Origin of the sequence: Methylobacterium sp. 174MFSha1.1, from assembly GCF_900116815.1 — a bacterium.
Taxonomy (GTDB): domain Bacteria; phylum Pseudomonadota; class Alphaproteobacteria; order Rhizobiales; family Beijerinckiaceae; genus Methylobacterium.
In genome coordinates this window covers 109,650-131,435 of sequence record NZ_FPCB01000010.1, presented here as the reverse complement: position 1 = coordinate 131,435, position 21,786 = coordinate 109,650, and the positions used below count along the sequence as shown (strand labels likewise).

The following is a 21,786-nucleotide window of genomic DNA, read 5'->3' as shown; positions in this document are numbered from 1 at the left end:
GGCCTGCCGTGGCACGCTGCACCGGGTCGTCTGGGGGGCGACGATGATGACCCGGCGCCTCGGCCCTCGGGGCCTTGAAGCGCGGCGGCGCCCGGGGGGATGGGGCGACGCCGCGTTCCGGCGACCCTGCCGTTATGGGCGCCGCCGGCTTACGCCGGTGTCTCCGGTCCATGAACTGTGCGTAATCTTTGCCGGAGCGGGGCTCCCGCTCCGGCTCTCATCACACCACCGGCGGGGCCGTCGCGGCGGCGTCCGGCGCCGGCGACTTGGTGCCGGAGACGAGCGGCCCGTCGCCGTGGACGAGGGTCATCACCAGGGCGATCACCGCCAGGACCGCCGCGACGACCGCCGGGACCAGGAAGGCGCGCTCGCCGAAGAAGCCGTGCAGGACGCCGCCGGTGATCGCCCCGAGGGTCAGGGCGGCCCAGAGCGGCGCCTGGATCCAGAAGGACGGCGAGGGATGGCCGAGCAGCAGGTTGGCGAGCCCGGTGCCGAAGCGCACCACCGCGCCGGTGACGTAGGTGAGCGCGAGGCTGCGCCCCTCCTCGTCCTGGAGGACGGCGTTCTGCATGCCGAGCGCCAGCACGATGGGGTAGGCGTGGATCGGGAACTCCTCTGGCCCGCGCGGCATGGCGAGGCCGACGCAGAGCAGGGCCGCCTGGAGGCCGAGCAGCACCGCGAGCCGCCAGTAGCCGACGGCGGCGGCGAGCAGCGTGCCGAGGAAGGCGCCGAAGCAGAACAGCGCGATGGTGCTGCCGACCCGGGTGACGTTGCCCCAGTCGCCCAGGCTGACCGCGGCGCCGAGGCGGGTGGTGTTGCCGCTCATGAACGACATGAACAGCTGCGAGAATTCGAGGAAGCCGATCGCGTCGGCGCAGCCGGCCAGCGCCGACAGGGCCAGCGCGAACGGAACCCTGGTCTTCGCCGCGGCCGGAAAGGCCTTCGTTTCCTTCTCTGCTGCCATTCAGCCTCTCTCCTGTGCTGCCGTCGGGGCAGACGACGCTCCGATGCAGAACAGGGTCGCAGCGTGACGGTTCCGCTGCGGTGCGTCAGAACACCTGCGTCAGAACATTTGCGTCAGGTGCGTCGCAGGGCGGGCAGCACGCCGGCGAGCGCGTTGTAGTCGAAGGGCTTCGACCAGGAGGGAATCGCCTCGTAATCGGCCGGGATCGCCGCGGCGTCGTAGCCGGTGGCGAAGACCATCGGCACGCCGCGCCGGCTCAGCTCGGCGACCAGGGGGTAGACGAGTTCACCCCGCAGGTTGATGTCGAGGACCGCGAGGTCGAGGGCTTGCGAATCCAGCAGGGCCCGCGCCTGCTGCACCGTCGGCACCGGGCCGACCACCTCGGCCCCGTGCCGGATCAGGGCGCGCGAAATGTCGTCGGCGATGAAGTACTCGTCCTCGACCACGAGAACCCGAAGGCGATCGGGCTTCTCCTGTCCTGTCATCGGATGATCCTCGCCTCGGGCGGCGCGCCCCGCACGGGCACCGTCCGGTGGTACACTATCACAGCCGGCGGGTTCCGCGGCGACCGCAACTTTCGGGCCGCGGCTCACTGTGGACAACCAGGACGTGAAGAACTCAGTAGAGCCGCGTCCTGTAGGATTCCTCCATCAGCTGCTCGGCCTCGGCGACGCCGATGGCGCCGGTCTGCTCGGCGAGCACGCGGCCGAGGCTCGGGAAGCTCTCGCGCGGAACCTGCGCCGCCGGGTCCCAGAGCCGGGCCCGCATCACCGCCTTGCCGCAATGGAAGAAGGCCTCGCGCACCGTGACCACGAGCCCGGTGGTCGGCACCTTGCCCTGGGCGGCGAGCGGCGCGAGCAGGGCCGGATCCGTGGTGAGGCGGGCGGTGCCGTTGACCCGCAGGGTCTCGGTCAGGCCGGGCACGAGGAAGATCAGGCCGATGCCGGGCGCGGCCAGCAGGTTGCCGAAACTGTCGGCGCGGTTGTTGCCGCGCCGGTCCGGGATCAGCAGGGTGACGTCGTCGACCACCTGGACGAAGCCCGGCGCGTCGCCCCGCGGGCTCGCATCGGCGCGGCCCTCCGCATCCGCGGTGGCGACCACCAGGAACGGCGAGAGCGCGATGAAGGCGCGGGCATGCCGGTCGAGCCGGGCCTGCACCTTGCCCTCGGCCAGGCGGCTGACCGGGCCCATATGGCCGCGCAAGGCGGCCGCGTCACGAATTTCGTCGTCGCTCGTGTGTCCACTCATGTCGCCCGTCTCCCGCTGCGGCGTAAGGTCCGTCGCGGCCGTGACCCGCGCGGCCGCCCTATCTTTCCGGCAAGGGTGCGGGTTCCGGGCGGGCGGTGCAAGGCGGGCCATGCAAGCGATGAGAGTCCTCGGCATCACGCCGGCCCGCCTCGGCCTCGCGGCGCTCCTCGCCCTTCTCGCCCAGCCGGCCGCGGCGGGGCTGACGCCCAAGGATCTCTCGGGCGTCGGGCTGGCGCCGCCGCCCGGGGCGCGGGCGCCCCTCGACGCCGCCTTCACGGACAGTGCCGACGGACGGCGCCTGACGCTTCGCGAGGCGCTCGCCGGGCGCCCCTCCCTGCTGATGCCCCTCGACTATGCCTGCCGCAACGTCTGCGACCCAATGCTCGCCGTCGCCGGCACGGCGCTCGCCGCCACCGGGCTCGCGCCGGGCACCGATTACCGGCTGGTGACGCTCGGCATCAATCCGCGCGCCGACGCCGCCACCGCCCGCGCCATGGTGGCCGAGCAGCTCGGGCCGGGACAGCTCCTTTCCGGCGCCGTCGTGCTCACCGGCTCGCCGGGACCGGTCGGGGCGGTGACGCGGGCGGTCGGCTACGCCTATGCGTACGACCGCGACACCGACTCCTACGCCCATCCGGCCGGCGCCTTGGTGCTGACCGGCGACGGCCGGGTCGCCCGGGCGCTGTCGCCGCTGGCGATGACCGCCCGCGACCTGCGCCTCGCCCTGGTCGAGGCCGGGGACGGCCGGGTCGGCGGCCTCGCCGACCGGCTGGTTCTGCTCTGCTACGGCTACGATCCGCAGACCGGGGTCTACACGCCGCTGATCCGCCGCATCCTCGCGGCCTCCGGAATCGTCACGGTCGCGGGCATCGCCGGCCTGGTGCTGGTGCTGCACCGGCGCTCGCGCCGGATGCCGGACGCCTGACGTAACCCCGGCTTAACGACGACCGCGATCGCCCATGGGCGCCGGCCGGCGGGTGGTGCAGACTGCCCCCTGCGTCGCGGGGGGCGGGCGCATCGTAATTCTGGCGGCCGCCCCACGGAACCGAGAGACAGATGGCCATTCCCCTCGTCATCACCGTGGCGCCGAACGGCGCCCGCCGCACCAAGGCCGACCATCCCGCCCTGCCGATCGACCCGCGCGAGATCGGCCTGGACGCCGCCCGCTGCCGCGAGGCCGGCGCCGCGATGATTCACCTGCACGTGCGGGACGCCGAACAGCGCCACACCCTCGACCTCGACCGCTACCGGGCGGCGCTCGCCGCGGTGCGGCGGGAGGCCGGGCCGGAGATGATCTGCCAGGTCACCACCGAGGCGGTCGGCCTCTACAGCCCGGCCGAGCAGATGGCGGCGATGCGGGCGCTGAAGCCCGAGGCGTTCTCGGTCGCCCTGCGCGAGCTCTTCGCCGAGCCGGAGGACGAGGCTGCCGCGGCCGCCTTCCTCGCCGAGCAGGCCCGGGCCGGGGTGATGGTGCAGCACATCCTGTACGATGCGGGCGACGTCACCCGCTTCCAGGGCCTGGTGGCGCGGGGGCTAATTCCGCTCGACCGGGCGAGCGTCCTGTTCGTGCTCGGCCGCTACGCCGTCGGCCAGCGCTCGGACCCCGCCGACCTGCTGCCGTTCCTGGGCGCCTGGAATTCCGAGCATCACCTCGACCTGCCCTGGGCGCTCTGCGCCTTCGGGCCGCGGGAAGCGGCCTGCCTCGTCGCCGCGGCGACGCTCGGGGGGCATGCCCGGGTCGGGTTCGAGAACAACCTCTGGCGGCCGGACGGCAGCCTGGCGCCGGACAACCCCGCGCAGGTGGCCGGCCTCGCGGCCCTGGCCCGCGCGGTCGGGATCGCCGTCGCGTCGCCCGCGCAGGCGCGGGCCCTGTTCGTCGGGGAAGTGTGAGACCTACTGGCTGACCGCGGCGGCCGGCTCCGGCGCCGCCGCGGCGGTCTGGGGCACCGGGGGCGCGGGTTTGCGCACGACGAAGTGGCGGAACTCGACCGGGCGGCGCGGCGGCAGCGGCATTTTGGGGCCGGCCTCGGGCTCGGCCGGCGCGGCGGCCGGCTCCAGGGCGGCGACGGTGGTCGCCGCGGCCGGTGCGGTGGCCGGCGCGGGAGAGGCGGCGGCGGGCGTCGCCGCGAGGCTGACCGTCTGGCCGGAGGTCGGGAACGCCAGGGTGCTGCCGCTGCCCGCATAGGCGAGGGCCTGGCCGGCGGCGGGGGCCGGGGCGGCGTGGAACGCCAGGGCGGCCGGGCGGACCGGCGGCAGCGGCACGGTGACCGTCGGCTCGGCGGCGGCCTGAGCCGACGGCTCCTGCGCCAACGCCATCTGGACCGGAGCTTGGACCGGAGCTTGGGCCGGCTGGGCCATCACCGGCTGTGGCTGCGCGGTGGGGGTCGGCAGGGCGTATGGCTGCGCGGCGGCCTGCTGGGCGTAGGCGCCCGCCAGGGCGGCGACCGACGGGTCGGCGGAGGCGGTGGCGGTCGTCGCCGTCTGGCGGGCGCCGAAGACGCTGCCGAGGAACTTGTTGAGCGGGTTGGCGGGCTGCTCGCGGACCGGCGGCGCCTCGAGTTCGGCCACGTCGGTGCGGATGCCCGCGCGCTTGGCGGCGTAGTAATAGCCGCGGGCGTAGTAGCTGTAGGCCTGGGCCTCGTTGCCGTGCGCGGTCTTGTAAGCGCCGGCGAGGTAGGCGACGCCGTAGGTCAGGTTGATCCTGGCATCGAGCAGGCCAGCGGGCGAGCCGCTATAGCCCAGCGCCCGGGCGGTGCCGTGCTTGATCTGCATCAGGCCCATCGCCCCGCCGCGGCCGACCGCGCGGGGGTTGTAGCCGCTCTCCCGCTTCACCACCCGGTGGATGAAGCTCGCCGGGACGCCGTTGGCCTTGGCGTGCGCCTCGATCAGCGCGTCGATGTTGTCGCGGACGGGGCTCACCTGCGCCGTGGCGGGGAGCGGCGCCGCGACGGCGACGGCGATGAGGAGGCGCTTGCGCATGCAGGACCTGCTGGAGGGGGCCGGTGCGCGGACCGCACCGACGGGGAGGCCCCATCCTGCTCCGGTTCAAATGCGGCGGGAAAGAGACTTGGCCGTTCCGGGGCCGAACTTGGCCGTTAACTCAACCGGAAAACGGTCGGGTTTCGCACTGCGGTGTGGCGCCAAGACCACAACGGCCAAGCTTCTGCGGCCATCCACAGCGGAGTCGGGAGGTCCGGTGATTCGGGCGATTCGCGTCAGCGCCGCCCGCCGCCACCGAAACCACCCCCGCCGCCGCCGAACCCGCTGGGCCCCTCGCCGCCCGGCCGGCCGAAGCCGCCGGGACCGCCGAAGCCACCTTGGCCGCCGGAGCCACCTGGGCCGCCGGAGCCACCTGGGCCGCCGAAGCCGCCCGGCCCTCCGACCCCGCCCGGGCCGCCGAAGCGCCCGCCCCCCTCCCCGCCCGGCAGGCGCGGGTCGATCTCGCCGCGGCTAGGACCGCCGAACGGCACCTCCCCGCCCGGGCCGAAGGAGCGGTCCGACGGACCCGGCCGTCCGCCCGGGCCGCCGCGCCCTCCGTGACCCGGTCCATGACCGCCAGGTCCGTGACCTCCCGGCCCGTGACCTCCGGGTCCCTGCCCTCCCGGCCCGCCTTGCCCCGGGCCGCCCCGTCCGGCCCCGCCGCCGGGAGCCCCCGGCCCGCTTGCGCCGGTGCGCCCGGTGGGATCGGGCCTGAGCCGCACGCCGTCGAGGTCGAGCCGGCCGCCGCGGCCGGTGCGGCCGTCGAGGATCGCGAGCCCGCCGCCGGCCGGGACGAGCCCCCCCTGCCCGGACACCGCGTAGCCGGCGCCGGTGCGCAAACGTCCGCCCTCGCGGGTCACGTAGGCCTCGATCGACAGGCGCCGCGCCTCGACGCCGAACGGCTCGGCCGCCGCCACCGCCCGCGCCACCGCGAGCCGGCCGCCCTCGAGGCGCCCCTCCGTCACCGCCCGCCCGCCGGCGAGCGCCGGGTCGAGGCCGGCGAGCGGCAGGTTGCCGATCCGCAGGGCGCCGCCCGGCCCCCGCTTCACCGGGCCGGCGACGAGGTCGGGGGCGGAGCCGGCCGGGTCGATCCGGCTCGCCGCGATGCTGCCGTCGGGCCGGCGCAGGCCGCTCACCGCGATCCGCTCGCCCAAGCGCGGCCGCGGCATCTCGGGCGGCAGCCCGGCGGTGGCGACCGTCTGGCCGAGCACCGTCAGCCGGTCGGGCGCGACGCGCTGCACCGGGCCGACCACCTCGTGGATCACCGCGATGCCGGCGGTGGACAGCCCGCCCTCCCCCGGCTGCGCCAGGGCGCGCACCACCTGGCCGACGCGCAGGTCCTCGACCCGGGCCGGGCGGCCGTCGACCGTCACCGGCACGTCGGCCGGGTAGGCGATGCGCAGGTCGTTGACGATGATGCTGCCGAAGCCCCGGATGGTGCCGACGACGCCGGTGCCGCCGATGCCGCGGTCGCCCTCGTCGTCGGGCCCGGGCCGGATGCCGGTGCCGCCGATCCCCTGGTCGAGGATCTTGTCGCCGGCCGCACGGGCGGGCCCGGCGACGGCGAGCCAGCTCGCGCCCGAGAGGAGGCGCACCACCCCCCGCAGGAGGCCGCGCCGGGTGACGGAGGTCGCGCGTCGCACGGGGGCCTCCCTCACGCCTTCGGCTCGGGCCGGGGCGCGACGGTCGGGGGGGCCTGCATGGAGGCCTGCGGCGCATCCTCGGAATAGATGTAGATGCCGAAGTTCCAGCGCGCCTCGCCGCCCGGATCGGTCTCGCAGGCCGCGTGCGCCTCGCGGTTGGCCTGCTGCAGCGCCTCCATGGCGATCTCCCGCGCCCGCCCCTCGAGCCGCCGCGCCAGCTCGGGCGACAGCCCGTCATAATGCACGGCGCGTTCGAAGAAACGCGGCTTCTCCTCCAGGATGTTGGTGACCGCGGCGGCGATGTGGTCGTGGAGGTTGCGGCCGAAATAGTAGAGCTGCTGGCTGCCGCCGCCGCTCGGCACGAAGGCGGCCTCGGCGAGCACGATGCGCTCCTCCGCGTCCAGGGTCACGAGGCCGCGGTCGAGCCACTCGTCGAGCACCGCCCGCGGGCGCAGGTCCCGGGTCACCGAGGCGACGAGGCTCTCGAAGGACGGCCCGCTCTCCGCCACCCGCGGCAGCGCCTTCGGCCGGCCGTCGGCCTCGGTGAAGTCGGGCGCGGCGACCCAGCGGGCGATGATGCGGCTGGTGCGCGAGACCGCGGCCGGCACCGCGCTCACCGGCGCGCCGGCGCCGCGCAGGCGGCGCACCTCCTTGCGGTGGATGCCGGTGAGCAGGCTCACGCGGCTGTCGGTCTGGTCCTTGCCGGGCAGGGCGAAGTCGTACTCGGCGACGTTCACGTAGAGCTCGCGCAGGAGGTCGGTCAGCGCCGGGAAGGTGATCCCGCTGCGCACGAACAGGCGCACCAGCGGGCGCAGCAGCCGGGCGAGCGGGGCCTGCAGCGCGCCCGCGTCCGGCGGCAATCTCGGGTTCGGCTCTGACATCGCGATCGTTGTAGCGGAGGCGACGTGGGACACAATCCCACGAAAGCGCATCGCAGCGCGTTTTCCGATTGACGTGGGAATTTTGCCCACATAAATATCGGGACGTGGTCAGATTTCCCACGCCGTCTTTCGCCTCAGGACCCTCCCCGATGGCCCGCCCGCTCCCCCTCCTCTGCCCCTCCGCCGAGCCGTTGCGGCTCCGGTCCGCTCCGCGCCGCCGGCTACCGACGCGGCTGCCCACGGCGATGCTGGTGCGCAGCCTCGCGGTGATCGCCGGGTTGGGGATGCCGGTGGTGGCGGCGACCCTGGCCGACCTCGTCCACCCCGCCCCGGTCGTCTCTCCTCCGATCGTCTCTTCCCCGGTCGTCTCTTCGGCCCGCTGACCCAGGAGTTCGTCCCATGCTCGAGACCCTGCGCGGCGACCGCCCCCACCCCGCCCCCCTCGGCCGGGCCTTCCCGGCCCCGGAGATCGACGGGGACCGCCCCGCCCTCCGCTCCCGGCGCGAGCCGTCCGACGGCGGCGAGGCCCTGATCGTCACCGCCCTCTGCCTCGTGATCGGCGGCGCGATCCTGCTGGTCGCCCTGCAGGCGATCTGCATCGTCCAGAACCTCTGACCCCGGTTCTGACGCAGCCGGCACGATGCCGGCCCAAAACTGATGGTCCGGACGGCCCGCCGCCCCGGCCCCACCCCGAAGACCCACGTACGGTTTCCCCAATGATCAGATCGACCGAAGCGCTCGGCCTCGCCGGCGCGCTCGCCCTGACGGCTGTCCTCACGGCCGCCTCGCCGGCCTCCGCCGCCGACCTGCCGCGCCGGGTCGCCCCGCCGCCGGCCTTCACCCCCGTCCCGGTCTTCACCTGGACCGGCTTCTACGCCGGCGTGAATGCCGGCGCCGGCTTCGGCGGCGGGGGCGGCACCTTCACGGACGCCACCTACGGCACCGTGACCCCGGCCAGCCGCGACGCCGCCTTCGTCGGCGGCGGCCAGATCGGCTACAATTACCAGCTCACGCCCGGCTCCGGCTTCGTGCTCGGCGTCGAGGCCGACATCCAGGGCACCACCTTCGGGCGGGCCCGCAGCGGCCTCGTCGGGAGCACGACGTTCTACGACGTCGGCCCGAGCCTCGACTGGTTCGGCACGGTGCGCGGCCGGATCGGCTACGCCTTCGACCGCTTCCTGGTCTACGGCACCGGCGGCTTCGCCTATGGCGGCGGCAGCACGCCGGCGAACGCTTCCTACTACACCGGCACCCTGCCCGACACGTTCCGCACCGGCTGGACCGCCGGCGGCGGCGTCGAGTACGCGATCACCGAGCGCCTGAGCGCCCGGATCGAGGCGCTCTACGTCAGCCTGGATCGCAACGGCGGCAGCGGCGGCCTCGTCTACGACACCGCCACCAACGCCTATTACGGCCTGGGCAAGCCCAAGGCGGATTTCGGCGTGGTGCGCGCGGGACTGAACTACCGGTTCTCGACCGACTGAGTTCCCCCCAGCAGCAGGACGGTCGAGAGGACCGGAGGCGGGCGACCGCCTCCGGTCCACCCGTAGGCACGCCACGTCAGATCATCGATCGACGTCGATCCCGCAGGTCGCGGCAAGGAAGGACAGGCGCCGCCGCAACTCGTCGATGGCGGGAGCGCTCTCCGGCATGCGGTCGAGGCGCGACTGCATGTCGGTGAGGGAGAAGAGGCCGGCCCTCAGCCCGGACTGCAACCAATCCCGATCCTTCTCCCGCCAGGCGACCAGCTTGGCGAGCGCCACGTCGTTCTGTTCGGGGACGATCGCCGTGACTCCGGGACATCCCGGTCCCTCGTAGGACGTCGCGCGCAGGCGCCAGTCCCGCGGCATCACGGACGTGCCCGACGATACGCCGTCGGCATAATATCCGTACTGGTCGTGAAACCGTGATCCCTGGCCGATGCTGCCCGCTATCCTGTCCGAGATATCCTCTTGGTCGGGAATATCAGGCACGTACAGGTCGATCTCGGGCGTCAGCAGCATGTCCGCGGGGATGTTCCTGCAGCGCACGAGGACCACCGTGGATCCCACCAGCACGAAGGTCCGGTGGCCGGTGACGCTCGCGGCTGCGCGCAGCAGATGATCGATCTTGCTCCGTCGCATCATGGTGCGGACAGGACACCCGGCATCTCGCCAGCGGTCGGATGGGGGCGATCCGAGCTCCCGCCTGCCCGTTCGCTCGGCGACAGGACGACGAAGACCGGCTGGGTGTCGCGAAGGAGGTCGCCGTCCGGCGAATCCTCCAACAGGCGGCGCGCGATCACCGTCACGTCCTGCCGGAGGAGATCGGTCCACATCGCGTAGTAGCGGGACTGCCTCGGATCGCCGCGCATGTGGCGCTCGAGGTAGGCCTGCCCGTTCCGGATCAGCGTTGGGTTGTCGACCAGACGCGTGGCGACAGCTCGGGTGAAGACGTAGGACCGTCGCTTGCTGCGGTCGTGAAAGTCGGTCTTTGCCGGCAGGGAACCGACGTAGCGCTCTCCCTCCGTCATGGGACCATGGTCCTTCTCAACAGGGCCGCAGGATCATAGGACGACGTCCGGCGAAAAACGAAGCACGGAACTCTCCGTGCTCACATATCGGCGGTGATCGCGCCGGCACCAAGCCCGACCCCTCCGCTTGGGTCGATCGGCGCGAGGGTTCCCGCCCGTCGGCGAGAACTCTCTCCATGCTTCGCACGGACGCGCCGGCGTCACCCCTTCGCGTCGATCAGCTGCGCGACCCGGCGCAGGGCCAGCCCGTAGCCCTGCGTGCCGAGCCCCGCGATCACCCCGTCGGCGCGCAGCGAGACGTAGGAGTGATGGCGAAACGCCTCGCGCTTGTGGACGTTCGAGATGTGCACCTCGATCACCGGCGCCTCGAAGGTATTGAGCGCGTCGAGGATCGCCACCGAGGTGTGGGTGAAGGCCGCCGGGTTGATGACGATGCCGCCGGCGGTCTCGCGGGCCTCGTGGATCCAGTCGATGATCTCGTATTCGCGGTTCGACTGATGGAAGCGGATCTCGAGACCGAGCTCGCCGGCGAGCGTCCGGCACGAGGCCTCGACATCGGCCAGGGTCTCGCTGCCGTAGATGTGCGGCTGGCGCTTGCCGAGCAGGTTCAGGTTCGGGCCGTTCAGCACGTAGACGAGGCGGCTCATGACGGGGCTCCTTGACGCGGCTTCTCGCGTGTCCGGCCACCGTTAGGGCGCTTTTCGCCGGCGGGCGTCAACGGGGTCCGCGCTACCCTTCCGCCTTGTCGCCCTGCCCCTGCTTGGCGCCGCCGGCCGGGTCGGTCGAATCCTCGCCTCCGGGCTCCGGCGCGTCGCGGCCCTGCGGAGTCAGGCGCGGCCGGCTGATCGCGTCCTCGTCGACGCCCGGCGGCTGGGTCTTGGGATCGGTCATAGTATGCTCCCGGGGAGTTTGTCTCAGGAGCAACGCTGGGCTGGTGGGGTGGTTCGCGATCGGATGATGACGATCCGAACGACTGCCTTTCGCGACAGAACTCTCACCCTCCATCGTCATCCCGGGGCCGCGAAAGCGGAACCCGGGATCCATAACCGCCGGCGTGTCCTGAAAAAGCGGATCGCGGTCCGGTTCGTCCTGCATCGTCAGCGGCGATGGATCCCGGGTTCTCGCCTTCGGCGAGCCCGGGATGACATCGAGGGTGGAACGGCCGGCGGTGCCAGCAGACGGACGTACTCCTTACCGCTTACGGTAATACTGGTCGATGCTCACCGCGCCGAGCAGCACCAGTCCCTTGATGACCTGCTGGTAGTCGATGCCGATGCCGAGAATCGACATGCCGTTGTTCATCACGCCCATGATCAGCGCGCCGACCACCGCGCCCGTCACCTTGCCGACGCCGCCGGAGGCCGAGGCGCCGCCGATGAAGCAGGCGGCGATCACGTCGAGCTCGAAGCCCAAACCCGCCTTCGGGGTCGCGGTGTTGAGCCGCGCGGCGAAGATCAGGCCGGCGAGCGCCGCCAGCACCCCCATGTTGACGAAGGTCAGGAAGGTCAGGCGCTCGGTGTTGATGCCCGAGAGCTTGGCCGCCTTCTCGTTGCCGCCGAGCGCGTAGACCCGCCGTCCGATCACCGTGCGGCTCGTGACGAAGCGGTAGAGCAGGATCAGGGCGAACATCACGATCAGCACGTTCGGCAGGCCGCGATAGGTGGCGAGCCACGTGCTGAAGGCGACGATGACGGCCGCGACGAGCGCGTTCTTGAGCGCGAAGGCACCCATCGCCTCGGGCGTGAAGCCCTGGCGCTGCTGGCCGAGGCGCCGGCGCAGGTTCGAGCCGACGAGGATCACCGCGAGCGCGACGCCGACGAGGACCGAGGTGATCCGCAGCGAGCCGCCGGTGACGACGTCCGGGATGAAGCCGGAGCTGAGCTTCTGGAAGTCGGACGGGAACGGCCCGACCGACTGGCCGGCGAGCAGCGCCAGGGTCAGGCCCTTGAACACCAGCATCCCGGCGAGGGTGACGATGAAGGACGGGATGCGCAGGTAAGCGACCCACCACCCTTGGGCCGCGCCGATGACCCCGCCGGCGATAAGGCAGAGGAGTGTGGCCAGCAGCGGGTGCAGGCCCATCTGCACCATCAGCACCGCGGCGAGCGCGCCGATGAAGCCCGCGGTCGAGCCGACCGACAGGTCGATGTGCCCGGCCACGATGACGAGCAGCATGCCGAGCGCCATCACCACGATGTAGCTGTTCTGCAGCACCAGGTTGGTGAGGTTGAGCGGACGCAGCAGCGCCCCGTCGGTGAAGAACTGGAAGAAGAGCACGATGCCGACGAGGCACAGGATCATGCCGTAGTCGCGCAAGGAGCCCGAGAAGGCCTTGGGGTTGAACCCGGCGATGGCCGGCGGGCGCGGGGCCTGGGCGGGGGTGACGGTGTCGCTCATGGCGGTCTCAATGTCCTCCCGAGGTGACGATGGCCCGCATGATCGCCTCCTGCGAGGCCTCGGCGGCGGGAAGTTCTCCGACGATGCGACCCCGGTTCATGACGAGGATGCGGTCGCACATCCCGAGCAGCTCGGGCATCTCCGAGGAGATGATCAGCACGCCCTTCCCCTGGGCGGCGAGGTCGTTGATGATCGCGTAGATCTCGTACTTGGCGCCGACGTCGATGCCGCGGGTCGGCTCGTCGAGGATCAGCACGTCCGGGTCGGCGAAGAGCCACTTGCTCAACACGACCTTCTGCTGGTTGCCGCCCGACAGGTTGACCGTGGCCTGGTCGATGCCCGAGGAGCGGATGCGCAGGCGCTCGCGGTAGCGCTCGGCCACCGCCCGCTCGCGGTCCTCGTCGATCACGCCGCGGCCTGAGACGCCGGGCAAGTTCGCCAGCGAGACGTTGGTGCGGATGTCCTCGTGCAGCACCAGGCCGTAGCCCTTGCGGTCCTCGGTGGCGTAGGCGAGGCCGGCCGCGATCGCCTTCTCGACGCTGCCGAGATTCGCGGGTTCGCCCCGTAGCCGCGCCTCGCCGGCGACGCGGGTGCCGTAGGCGCCGCCGAACAGGCTCATGGCGAACTCGGTCCGCCCGGCGCCGAGGAGTCCCGCCATGCCGACGACTTCGCCGCGGCGCACCGTCAGGCTCACGTCCTCGACCGCCAGCCGGTCGGGATGGAGCGGGTGGCGCACGCTCCACCCCCTCACTTCGAGGAGCGGCTCGCCGATCGCGACGCCCTCCCGCGGGGGATAGCGGTGGGCGAGGTCGCGCCCGACCATGCCCTTGATGATCCGGTCCTCGTTGAGGCGGCCGTCGGGCCCGAGCATCGCCTCCCGCGGCAGCGTCTCGACGCTGGCGCCGTCGCGCAGGATCGTGACGCTGTCGGCGACCCGGGCGACCTCGTTGAGCTTGTGCGAGATCAGGATCGAGGTGATGCCCTGCTCGCGGAACGCCTCCAGGAGGGTCAGCAGCGCGTCGCTGTCGCTCTCGTTGAGCGAGGCGGTCGGCTCGTCGAGGATCAGGAGCCGCACCCTCTTCGAGAGCGCCTTGGCGATCTCGACGAGCTGCTGCTTGCCGACGCCGAGATCGGTCACCAGGGTCTCGGGCGCCTCGTCGAGGCCGACCCGGGCGAGCAGGTCCCGGGTGCGCGCCATCACGTGGGGCCAGTCGATCACGCCGAAGCGCGAGGCGGCCTCGTTGCCCAGAAAAATGTTCTCGGCGATCGACAGGAGCGGCACCAGGGCGAGCTCCTGGTGGATGATGATGATGCCGAGCGCCTCGCTGTCGGGAATGCCGGAGAAGCGCCGCACCTCGCCGTCGAACAGGATGCTGCCGTCGTAGGAGCCGGCGGGGTAGACCCCGCTCAGCACCTTCATCAGGGTCGACTTCCCGGCCCCGTTCTCGCCGCAGACGGCGTGGATCTCGCCGGCGCGGACGGCGAGGGTGACGTCGTCGAGCGCCTTCACGCCCGGGAACGCCTTGGTGATGCCGCGCATCTCCAGGATCGGGGATGTGCTCGGCACCGCGCGGGGGGCCGGGGACGCCGCCATCACTTGACCTGCGAGGCCTTGTAGTAGCCGCTGTCGACCACCGTCTTCTGCCAGTTGTCCTTGTCGACCGCGACGGGTTTGAGCAGGTAGGACGGCACCACCTTGACGCCGTTGTTGTAGGTCTTGGTGTCGTTGACCTGGACCTGGCCGCCGGACGAGATCGCGTCGACCATGTCGCTCGTGACCTTGGCGAGCTCGCGGGTGTCCTTGAACACCGTCATGCTCTGCTCACCCCGCACGATCGACTTGATCGAGGGCAGTTCGGCGTCCTGGCCGGTGATGACCGGGAGCGGCTGGTCGGACGAGCCGTAGCCGACGCCCTTCAGCGACGAGATGATGCCGATCGAGATGCCGTCATAGGGCGAGAGCACCGCGTCGACGCGCTTGTTGCCGTAGAAGGCGGAGAGCAGGTTGTCCATCCGGGCCTGGGCCGCCGCACCGTCCCAGCGCAGGGTCGAGACCTTGTCCATCCCGAGCTGCTTGCTCTGCACCACCAGCTTGCCGGACTCGATGTAGGGCTTCAGCGCCGACATCGCGCCGTCGTAGAAGAAGTAGGCGTTGTTGTCGTCGGGCGAGCCGCCGAACAGCTCGATGTTGAACGGGCCCTTGCCGTCCTTGAGGCCGAGCTTGTCGACGATGTAGCTGCCTTGCAGCACGCCGACCTGGAAATTGTCGAAGGTGGCATAGTAATCGACGTTCTTCGAGCCGCGGATGAGGCGGTCATAGGCGATGACCTTGATGCCGCGGTCGCTCGCCTGCTGCAGCACGTCCGACAGGGTGGTGCCGTCGATCGCCGCGATCACCAGCACCTTGGCACCGGTGGTGATCATGTTCTCGATCTGCGACAGCTGGTTGGGGATCTCGTCCTCGGCGTATTGCAGGTCGGGGGTGTAGCCCTTGGCCTTGAGCGCCTGGACGAGGCCCTGGCCGTCGGCGATCCAGCGCGCCGACGACTTCGTCGGCATCGCGACGCCGACCTTGCCCTTCTGCTGGGCGTGAGCCGGAGAGGCGAGCATCGCGGCGGCCACCAGGGCCCCGCCGATGAGGGCGGTGAACGACTTCATGTTTCCTCCGGGAATTCCCGCGTCTTGGTCGCGCGGGGCTGATCGGGAACCGTGACGCGATGGAGCCGGCCGGCGTCTCCGCCGGCCGCGAGAGGCTACACCCAGCCGCCGTCGACGACGTAATGCTGGTTGGTGCAGGCGCCGGCCTCCTCCGAGGCGAGGAAGACCGCGAAGCGGGCGACGTCCGCCGGCACCAGCTTGCGCTTGAGGCACTGGCGGGCGTTGATCTCGGCCTCGGAGTCCGGCGTCACCCAGAGGGCGAGCTGGCGCTCGGTCATGATCCAGCCCGGCGCCAGCGCGTTGACGCGGATGCCGTACGGCCCGAAATCCCGGGCAAGCGAGCGGGTGAGACCGATCACCCCCGACTTGCAGGCGGTGTAGGCGGCCATGCCGCCCTGGCCGATCATCCACGAGACCGAGCCGAAATTCACGATCGCGCCCGAGCCCTTCGCCTTCATGTCGGGCAGGACGGCCTGCGCTGCGAAGAACTGGTGCTTGAGGTTCACCGCGATGCGGCCGTCCCAATAGGCCTCCGTCACCTCCTCGGTGGGGTGGCGCTCGTCGTGGGCGGCGTTGTTCATCAGCACGTCGACCGGGCCGAAGCGCTCGCGCACCCGACCGATCGCGGCCTTCAGGGCCGGGATGTCGGTGACGTCGGCATGCTCGAAGGCGACCGCGAGGCCCTGCCCCTCGAGCTCGGAGGCGAGCGCCCGCGACGGCTCGTCCGCGATGTCCAGGAAGCCGACCCGCGCCTGCTGCCGCGCGAAGTGCCGGACCAGCTCGGCCCCGATGCCGGAGCCGCCGCCCGTCACCACCACGACCTTGCCCGCAAGGTCCGGATAGATTGCCGCCAACGCTTCCTCCCTCGAAGCCCGTCGGATCGCTCGACGCACTGAAAATCATTTAATATGACTATTCCAGTGGCCCGGCCCTTATCGCGGAATCCTGACCCCCGGGCAAGAGGCGAAAGACCGCGGGAGGATGCAACCTTGGATGAACTCGGCGCCGAAACCGTGCCACGGCACGCCCCGGGCCACGCCCGGGTCGCCCGGGCGCTCGGCACCGGCATCGTTGCCGGGCGCTACCGGCCAGGCGACGTGCTGCCGGGCGAGCCGGTCCTGCTCGCGCGCTTCGGGGTGTCGCGCACGGTCCTGCGCGAGGCGATCAAGACGCTCGCCGGCAAGGGCCTGATCGAGACCCGCACCCGGGTCGGCACGCGGGTGCGCGAGCGGGCGGCCTGGAACCTGTTCGACCGCGACGTGCTCGCCTGGACCATCGAGGCCGGCATCGACGCGCGCTTCCTCGGCGACCTCGCCGAGATCCGCCTCGCCATCGAGCCGGCGGCGGCGGCGCTCGCCGCCGCGCGCCGGACCGCGTCCGACCTCGACACGCTGGATGCCTGCGTCGCGGCGATGCGCGCGGCCCCTGGCCTCGACCCGGCCTTCGCCCGGGCCGACGTCGCCTTCCACCTCGCGCTGGCCGAGGCTTCCGGCAACCTGTTCATGCACTCGGTCGGCGCGGTGACCGAGGCGGCGCTCGACGTGCTGTTCCACCTGAGCCGCCCGACCGATCCGCAGGCGCACGACGTCGCCTGGCGCACCCACGCGGCCATCGCGGCGGCGATCCGGGCCGGCGACGGCGCGGCCGCCGCGGCGGCGACCGAGGCGGCGGTGCGCGACGGCCTGAAGAACAGCGCCGCGGCGGTGGAGAGAGCCCCCCATGCGCCCTATCCTGAGGCGAGCCCGCCCTGCACCCGAAGGAACCCGACATGAGCTTTCCCGTCACCGTCGGCACGATGCCGGACGGCAGCCCGATCCTGGAGGTGCGCCTGGAGGGCGAGGGGCTCGCGGTCGCGGTCCTGAGCCTCGGGGCGGCGCTCCGCCGCCTCGACTTCCACGGGCGCCCGATGGTGCTCGGGCGCGACGACGCCCACGACTACGTGGCGAAGACCCCGCATTTCGGCGCGATCGTCGGGCGCTTCGCCAACCGCATCGCCGGCGGGCGCTTCACCCTCGACGGCGCGGCCTATGAGCTGCCCCGCAACGAGGGGGGCCGCACCCACCTGCACGGCGGGACGCGGGGCTTCTCGCGCCGCAACTGGACCTTCGCGGAGGTCGGTCCGCGCACGGCGACGCTGACCTACCGGGCGGCCGACGGCGAGGAAGGCTATCCGGGAGCGCTCACCGCCGCCTGCACCTACGCCATCACCGGCCCCGGTACCCTGCGCACCACGCTGACCGCGACCACGGACGCCGCCACCCTCGTCAACCTGACGAACCACAGCTACTTCAACCTGCTGCTGCCGCCCGACGGCGGCCCGGCCCCGACGATCGACGACCACGTGATCGAGATTCCGGCGGAGGCGTACCTGCCGGTCGACGAGGCCCAGATCCCGACCGGCGCGGTCGCCCCGGTCGCCGGCACCCGCTTCGACCTGCGCGCGCCTACCCGCATCGGGGCCCAAGCCTTCGACCACGCCTTCGTGCTCGGGCGCGAAACCCTCTCCGAGCCCCGCCCCGTCGCCCGGGTCACGGCGGCGGGCAGCGACGTCGCGCTGACCGTGCTGGCGTCCGCCCCGGCCGTGCAGTTCTACGACGGCACGCAGCTCGCCAAGACCGGCCTCGGCTACGCCCCCCGCACCGCTTTCTGCCTGGAGCCCGAAGCCTATCCCGACGCGCCGAACCATCCGGATTTCCCGAGCGCGGTGCTGCGCCCGGGCGAGACCTACCGCCAGATCATCGCGTACCGCTTCACCAGGGAGACCGCCCGATGAGCGGCTGGGCCGGCCTCTTCTGCGACCGCGCCTGCATCCTCGGCGAGGGACCGGCGGCGCATCCCGGCCTCGGCCGGCTGTACTGGCTCGACATCCTCGGCAAGCATCTCGCCGAGCGGCCGTTTTCGGGCGGCAGCACGGTTCTGCACGACCTGCCGGTGATGGCCTCGATGGTGGCGCGGGTCGACGACCACACCCAGCTTCTCGGCGCCGAGGACGGCCTGTACCTGCGCGACATCGCCACCGGCCGCCTGCGGCTGCTGGCGCCGCTCGAGGCCGACCGGCCCGAGACCCGCTCCAACGACGGCCGGGTCCACCCGAGCGGCGCGCTCTGGCTCGGCACGATGGGCAAGCAAGCCGAGCAGGGGCTCGGCGCGATCTACTGGTTCTTCCGCGGCGAGATCCGGACCCTGTTCACCGGCCTGACCATCCCGAACGCCATCGCGTTCTCGGGCGACGGCACCTCCGCGACCTTCGCCGATTCGGAGGCCGGCACGATCTGGCGCATCGCCACCGATCCGGCGACCGGCCTGCCGGTCGGCGAGCGCCGGGTCTTCGTGCAGGTTCCGGCCTCCGAGGGCGCGCCGGACGGGGCGGTGATCGACGCGGAGGGCCTGCTCTGGAACGCCCGCTGGGGCGGCGCCAGCCTCGACGCCTACGCCCCCGACGGCAGGCGGGTGCGCAGCATCGCGATGCCGGCCCGCCAGGTGACCTGCCCGGCCTTCATCGGCGAGGGCGCCGACACGCTGGTCGTCACCTCGGCGACGGAAGGGCTCGACCCCGACCGCACCGACGACCGCTTCGCCGGCTGCACCTTCTCCGTGCCGGGGACGGTGAAGGGGCGGTTCGAGCCGCCCGTGCGGGTGGAGTAGCGATGCCCCGCCGGATCCTGATCACCGGTGCCAGCATCAGTGGCACGACCGCCGCCTGGTGGCTCGGCCGCGCCGGCTTCGACGTCACGGTTGTGGAGCGCGCACCTGCGTTTCGCGATGGCGGCCAGAACGTCGACGTGCGCGGGATCGGCCGCACGATCCTGCGCGAGATGGGGCTGGAGCGGGCGGCCCTCGACCGCGGCACCGGCGAGGAAGGAACAGCCTGGGTCGACGCCGCCGGCCGGCCCGCGGCGCGTTTCATGGCCGGGGAGACTACGGGCGAGGGCCCGACCGCCGAGATGGAGATCCTGCGCGGCGACCTCGCGCGCCTCCTCCACGAAGCTAGCCGGGATCACGCCGCCTACCGCTTCGGCGATAGCATCGCGCGGGCCGAGGAGGACGGGACCGTCGTCTTCGCGGGCGGCGGCACCGAGCGCTACGACGCCGTGATCGTCGCCGAGGGCGTCGGCTCCGCCACCCGCGAGCGGGTGTTCCAGGGCGAGAACGACCCGCGCTGGATGGACCTGACGATCGCCTACTTCACGGTTCCCCGCACGCCCGCCGACGACCGGCTCTGGCGCTGGTACAACGCGCCCGGCGGCCGCAGCGTCTCGCTGCGGCCCGATCCCTACGGCACCACCCGGGCGATGCTCTCGGTCCACGGCCCCCTGCCCGAGGCGCAGGGCTGGGACATCGCTCGCCAGAAGGCTTTCCTGCGCGAGCGCTTCCGGGACGCCGGCTGGGAGGCGCCGCGGGTGCTGGCAGCCCTCGACGACACTGACGACTTCTACTTCGACGTGCTGCGCCAGGTGCGGATGCCGCGCTGGTCGCGCGGCCGCATCGCGCTCACCGGCGACGCCGCCTGGTGCGCGACCCCGCTCGCCGGCATCGGCGCCACGCTGGCGATCACCGGGGCGCGGGTGCTCGCCGGGGAATTGCTGCACGGCGGCGACGTGCTGGGGGCGCTCGCGGCCTACGAGCGGGCGATGCGCCCGATAGTCGGGCAGGCGCAGGGCGTGCCCAAGATCGCGCCCCGGCTGATGCATCCGCGCACGCGGACCGGCATCCGCGTGCTGCATGCAGTGTTGCGGGCGGCGAGCACGCCGGCGCTTCGCGGCGTGGCGGGGCGACTGTTCGGGGGATCGCGGGAGGAGCCGGACCTGTCGCGCTACGGGGAGGTACGGGCCGACATCGCCACCCAGGGCGGCGTCGTGTAGCCGAGCACGATCGCCTTGCCCGCCGGGAGGTGCGCGAGCCCCGCGGCGGTGAGCGTGGAGAAGGCCACCCTGTGCAGCAGGGACACGCCCAGGATCACCGGAGCGTCGCCCCGCGGCGGGAGGCACAGCCGGCCGGTCGCCCCGAGGATCGCCACGAGGGCGGCGAAGGCGATCCAGCACCGCAGGGCGGTGATCCAGAGCGGCGGAACGGTGGCGACGAGGATCTTGGTGACGGGCCAGTTGCAGCCCCAGGCCAGGACCACGGTGCCAAAGAGGACGAAGGCGGCGCGGCGCGTCAGCATCGGTTTTAACGGTTCAGCGTCGGGGATGGCGAGGCGGAGGAAGGCCGCCCGGGCGTCCCGCCGCGTCGCGTATGGGCCCGGATCCCCGCCAGATACGCGCCGGCCGCGGCGACCTGGACGACGATCGCGACCAGGAAGACCGCCCGGTCGGACCCCGCCTGGCGCAGCAGCCCGAACGCCGCCGGGGCGAAGGCGTAGGCGCCTTGCGAGATCGCCACGATGAGCGCGACGACCCGCGGCGCCTCGGCCGGGGCGAACTCGACCTGGGCAATGAGCGGCGGCAGCGACGTGGCGTTGCCGATGCCGAGGCCGACGAGGATCGCGCCCAGCAGCAGGACGGGCGCCGCCCCATCGGCCAGCATCAGGACCCCGCATTCCACGGCCTGGATCAGGAGGCTCAGCACGGCCACGCGGCGGCGATCCGTGCCGGCCGGCATCGCCCATCCGACCGCGAGGCGTCCGACGATCGCCGCCGCGGTCGCCAGCCCGGCGGCCAGTCCCGCCCCGTCCGGGCCGAGCGTGGGGGCGAGCAGGGAGATCAGCTGCGCGATGAGGCCGATCTGCGCGAACAGCGCCAGGGCCATGCCGGCACTCAGCGTCACGAAGGCCCGATCGCGGGCGAGCGGCGCAGCGGGGAGCGCCACGGCCGCCTTCGGCGCCTGGCCGGTCCCGCCGGAATCCTCTCCGTCCGGTACCTGCCCCATGCTCGCCGGGGTCCAGGGCAGGACGAGCAGCGCTAGCGCGCCGAGCACCGCGATCATGCCGGCCCCGACCACGAGGGCGGCCATGGGGAAACCGATGCGGCCGATCAGGGCCACCCAGAGCGGGGAGAAGACGACCCCGCCGATGCTCGCGCCATTATAGGCCATGCTCAGAGCCGCCGGACGCTTTGCGACGAACCAGGGGGCGACGATTGCGTTGACGGCGGCCGCCCCCATCGTCGGCCAGGCGGCGCCGCTCAAAACGGCGGCGAGGTAGAGCTGCCACGGCGTCCGCGCGAGGGCCCAGCCGAGCACCCCGACCGCCAGCAGGACGGCGCCGGCGAACGTGACGGCGGGCAGGCCGAAGCGACGGTGCAGGAGGGGCAGGCCGGCGATGATGCCGGTGCCCGCGAGGAAATGGACGGTCACGGCGCCGGACACGAGGGCGATCGGCCATCCCCGTTCCTGCCGGACCGCTTCGAGATAGACCGGCGGGCCGTAGAACCCGACGCCCCAGCCGAAGACGGCGACGACGAAGGCCGCCGCGACGATGGACCAGCCATAGAAGCCAGGCCCGCGATGTGGGGAGTTCGGCACGATCGGCGCATTCCCGAGAGTTCATCTGACGCTGCCGTTATG

At 72.5% G+C, this 21,786-nt stretch carries 25 protein-coding genes; 9 read left to right on the top strand and 16 right to left on the bottom strand.

Annotated elements, in window-relative coordinates; all coding sequences use genetic code 11:
• Positions 1-220: 220 nt before the first annotated feature.
• From BM430_RS09515 to BM430_RS09505, 3 genes are all read right to left on the bottom strand, one after another.
• Complete coding sequence (locus tag BM430_RS09515) at positions 221-964, bottom strand: YoaK family protein (RefSeq protein ID WP_093567013.1); 744 nt, start codon at positions 962-964, stop codon at positions 221-223.
• A 113-nt stretch (positions 965-1,077) separates the two neighbouring features.
• Positions 1,078-1,449, bottom strand: coding sequence for a response regulator (locus BM430_RS09510; RefSeq protein ID WP_093567012.1), 372 nt, complete (start codon positions 1,447-1,449; stop codon positions 1,078-1,080).
• 133 nt (positions 1,450-1,582) lie between these two features.
• Entirely contained in the window at positions 1,583-2,212 is a 630-nt protein-coding gene (locus BM430_RS09505; protein WP_093567011.1) for a pyridoxamine 5'-phosphate oxidase family protein, read from the bottom strand.
• A 109-nt stretch (positions 2,213-2,321) separates the two neighbouring features.
• Here BM430_RS09505 and BM430_RS09500 point away from each other — a divergent pair, with 109 nt between their 5' ends.
• Positions 2,322-3,137, top strand: a complete 816-nt coding sequence (locus BM430_RS09500) for a thioredoxin domain-containing protein (protein WP_177302994.1) — start codon at positions 2,322-2,324, stop codon at positions 3,135-3,137.
• Between the two features lie 131 nt (positions 3,138-3,268).
• Complete coding sequence (locus BM430_RS09495; protein ID WP_093567010.1) at positions 3,269-4,102, top strand: beta-keto acid cleavage family enzyme; 834 nt, start codon at positions 3,269-3,271, stop codon at positions 4,100-4,102.
• A gap of 3 nt (positions 4,103-4,105) precedes the next feature.
• Here the strand turns inward: BM430_RS09495 and BM430_RS09490 are convergent, their stop codons facing one another.
• The 3 genes from BM430_RS09490 to BM430_RS09480 form a co-directional block, all read right to left on the bottom strand.
• The gene (locus BM430_RS09490; protein WP_177302993.1) at positions 4,106-5,191 is read right to left on the bottom strand and encodes a lytic transglycosylase domain-containing protein; all 1,086 of its coding nucleotides are present in this window, start codon (positions 5,189-5,191) and stop codon (positions 4,106-4,108) included.
• 236 nt (positions 5,192-5,427) lie between these two features.
• Entirely contained in the window at positions 5,428-6,834 is a 1,407-nt protein-coding gene (locus BM430_RS35535; RefSeq protein ID WP_093567009.1) for a DUF5666 domain-containing protein, read from the bottom strand.
• 11 nt (positions 6,835-6,845) lie between these two features.
• On the bottom strand, positions 6,846-7,715 hold the full coding sequence (locus tag BM430_RS09480; RefSeq protein WP_093567008.1) for a DUF6502 family protein: 870 nt from the start codon (positions 7,713-7,715) through the stop codon (positions 6,846-6,848).
• Between the two features lie 149 nt (positions 7,716-7,864).
• Here BM430_RS09480 and BM430_RS09475 point away from each other — a divergent pair, with 149 nt between their 5' ends.
• The 3 genes from BM430_RS09475 (at position 7,865) to BM430_RS09465 (ending at position 9,199) form a co-directional block, all read left to right on the top strand.
• On the top strand, positions 7,865-8,098 hold the full coding sequence (locus tag BM430_RS09475; RefSeq protein ID WP_093567007.1) for a hypothetical protein: 234 nt from the start codon (positions 7,865-7,867) through the stop codon (positions 8,096-8,098).
• A 16-nt stretch (positions 8,099-8,114) separates the two neighbouring features.
• The gene (locus BM430_RS09470; RefSeq protein ID WP_093567006.1) at positions 8,115-8,330 is read left to right on the top strand and encodes a hypothetical protein; all 216 of its coding nucleotides are present in this window, start codon (positions 8,115-8,117) and stop codon (positions 8,328-8,330) included.
• A 101-nt stretch (positions 8,331-8,431) separates the two neighbouring features.
• Positions 8,432-9,199 (top strand): outer membrane protein, encoded by a 768-nt coding sequence (locus tag BM430_RS09465; protein WP_093567005.1) that lies wholly within the window; start codon positions 8,432-8,434, stop codon positions 9,197-9,199.
• Between the two features lie 81 nt (positions 9,200-9,280).
• Here BM430_RS09465 and BM430_RS09460 read toward each other — a convergent pair whose 3' ends face one another.
• The 8 genes from BM430_RS09460 to BM430_RS09430 form a co-directional block, all read right to left on the bottom strand.
• On the bottom strand, positions 9,281-9,841 hold the full coding sequence (locus BM430_RS09460; RefSeq protein WP_093567004.1) for a DUF6036 family nucleotidyltransferase: 561 nt from the start codon (positions 9,839-9,841) through the stop codon (positions 9,281-9,283).
• Entirely contained in the window at positions 9,838-10,227 is a 390-nt protein-coding gene (locus tag BM430_RS09455) for a hypothetical protein (protein ID WP_093567003.1), read from the bottom strand. The genes BM430_RS09460 and BM430_RS09455 overlap by 4 nt, the downstream gene beginning before the upstream one ends.
• Before the next feature lie 200 nt (positions 10,228-10,427).
• Positions 10,428-10,874 carry a type II 3-dehydroquinate dehydratase gene (aroQ, locus tag BM430_RS09450; RefSeq protein ID WP_093567002.1) on the bottom strand — a complete coding sequence of 149 codons (447 nt, stop codon included), beginning with the start codon at positions 10,872-10,874 and terminating at the stop codon, positions 10,428-10,430.
• 82 nt (positions 10,875-10,956) lie between these two features.
• Entirely contained in the window at positions 10,957-11,118 is a 162-nt protein-coding gene (locus tag BM430_RS34625; RefSeq protein ID WP_177302992.1) for a hypothetical protein, read from the bottom strand.
• Between the two features lie 300 nt (positions 11,119-11,418).
• Entirely contained in the window at positions 11,419-12,624 is a 1,206-nt protein-coding gene (mmsB, locus tag BM430_RS09445; protein WP_093567001.1) for a multiple monosaccharide ABC transporter permease, read from the bottom strand.
• Between the two features lie 7 nt (positions 12,625-12,631).
• Positions 12,632-14,218, bottom strand: a complete 1,587-nt coding sequence (mmsA, locus tag BM430_RS09440) for a multiple monosaccharide ABC transporter ATP-binding protein (protein ID WP_093567000.1) — start codon at positions 14,216-14,218, stop codon at positions 12,632-12,634.
• Entirely contained in the window at positions 14,218-15,282 is a 1,065-nt protein-coding gene (gene chvE / locus BM430_RS09435; RefSeq protein WP_093566999.1) for a multiple monosaccharide ABC transporter substrate-binding protein, read from the bottom strand. The genes mmsA and chvE overlap by 1 nt, the downstream gene beginning before the upstream one ends.
• 95 nt (positions 15,283-15,377) lie before the next feature.
• Positions 15,378-16,136: an SDR family NAD(P)-dependent oxidoreductase gene (locus tag BM430_RS09430; RefSeq protein WP_093566998.1), complete on the bottom strand. Its 759-nt coding sequence runs from the start codon at positions 16,134-16,136 to the stop codon at positions 15,378-15,380.
• A gap of 135 nt (positions 16,137-16,271) precedes the next feature.
• Here BM430_RS09430 and BM430_RS09425 point away from each other — a divergent pair, with 135 nt between their 5' ends.
• From BM430_RS09425 to BM430_RS09410, 4 genes are read left to right on the top strand one after another with little or no spacing between them, the layout of a single operon-like run.
• Positions 16,272-17,054, top strand: a complete 783-nt coding sequence (locus BM430_RS09425; protein WP_244539403.1) for a FadR/GntR family transcriptional regulator — start codon at positions 16,272-16,274, stop codon at positions 17,052-17,054.
• Positions 17,051-18,055, top strand: a complete 1,005-nt coding sequence (locus BM430_RS09420) for an aldose epimerase family protein (protein WP_093566996.1) — start codon at positions 17,051-17,053, stop codon at positions 18,053-18,055. The genes BM430_RS09425 and BM430_RS09420 overlap by 4 nt, the downstream gene beginning before the upstream one ends.
• Positions 18,052-18,927 (top strand): SMP-30/gluconolactonase/LRE family protein, encoded by an 876-nt coding sequence (locus tag BM430_RS09415; protein WP_093566995.1) that lies wholly within the window; start codon positions 18,052-18,054, stop codon positions 18,925-18,927. The genes BM430_RS09420 and BM430_RS09415 overlap by 4 nt, the downstream gene beginning before the upstream one ends.
• A gap of 2 nt (positions 18,928-18,929) precedes the next feature.
• Positions 18,930-20,144 carry an FAD-dependent monooxygenase gene (locus tag BM430_RS09410; RefSeq protein WP_093566994.1) on the top strand — a complete coding sequence of 405 codons (1,215 nt, stop codon included), beginning with the start codon at positions 18,930-18,932 and terminating at the stop codon, positions 20,142-20,144.
• Here the strand turns inward: BM430_RS09410 and BM430_RS09405 are convergent.
• Together BM430_RS09405 and BM430_RS09400 are read right to left on the bottom strand one after the other, a co-directional pair.
• A complete protein-coding gene (locus BM430_RS09405; RefSeq protein WP_093566993.1) occupies positions 20,096-20,446 on the bottom strand; it encodes a DMT family transporter in 351 nt (116 codons plus the stop codon). The two genes, BM430_RS09410 and BM430_RS09405, sit on opposite strands and share 49 nt — an antisense overlap.
• 5 nt (positions 20,447-20,451) lie before the next feature.
• Entirely contained in the window at positions 20,452-21,744 is a 1,293-nt protein-coding gene (locus BM430_RS09400; RefSeq protein WP_093566992.1) for an MFS transporter, read from the bottom strand.
• Positions 21,745-21,786 lie beyond the last annotated feature (42 nt).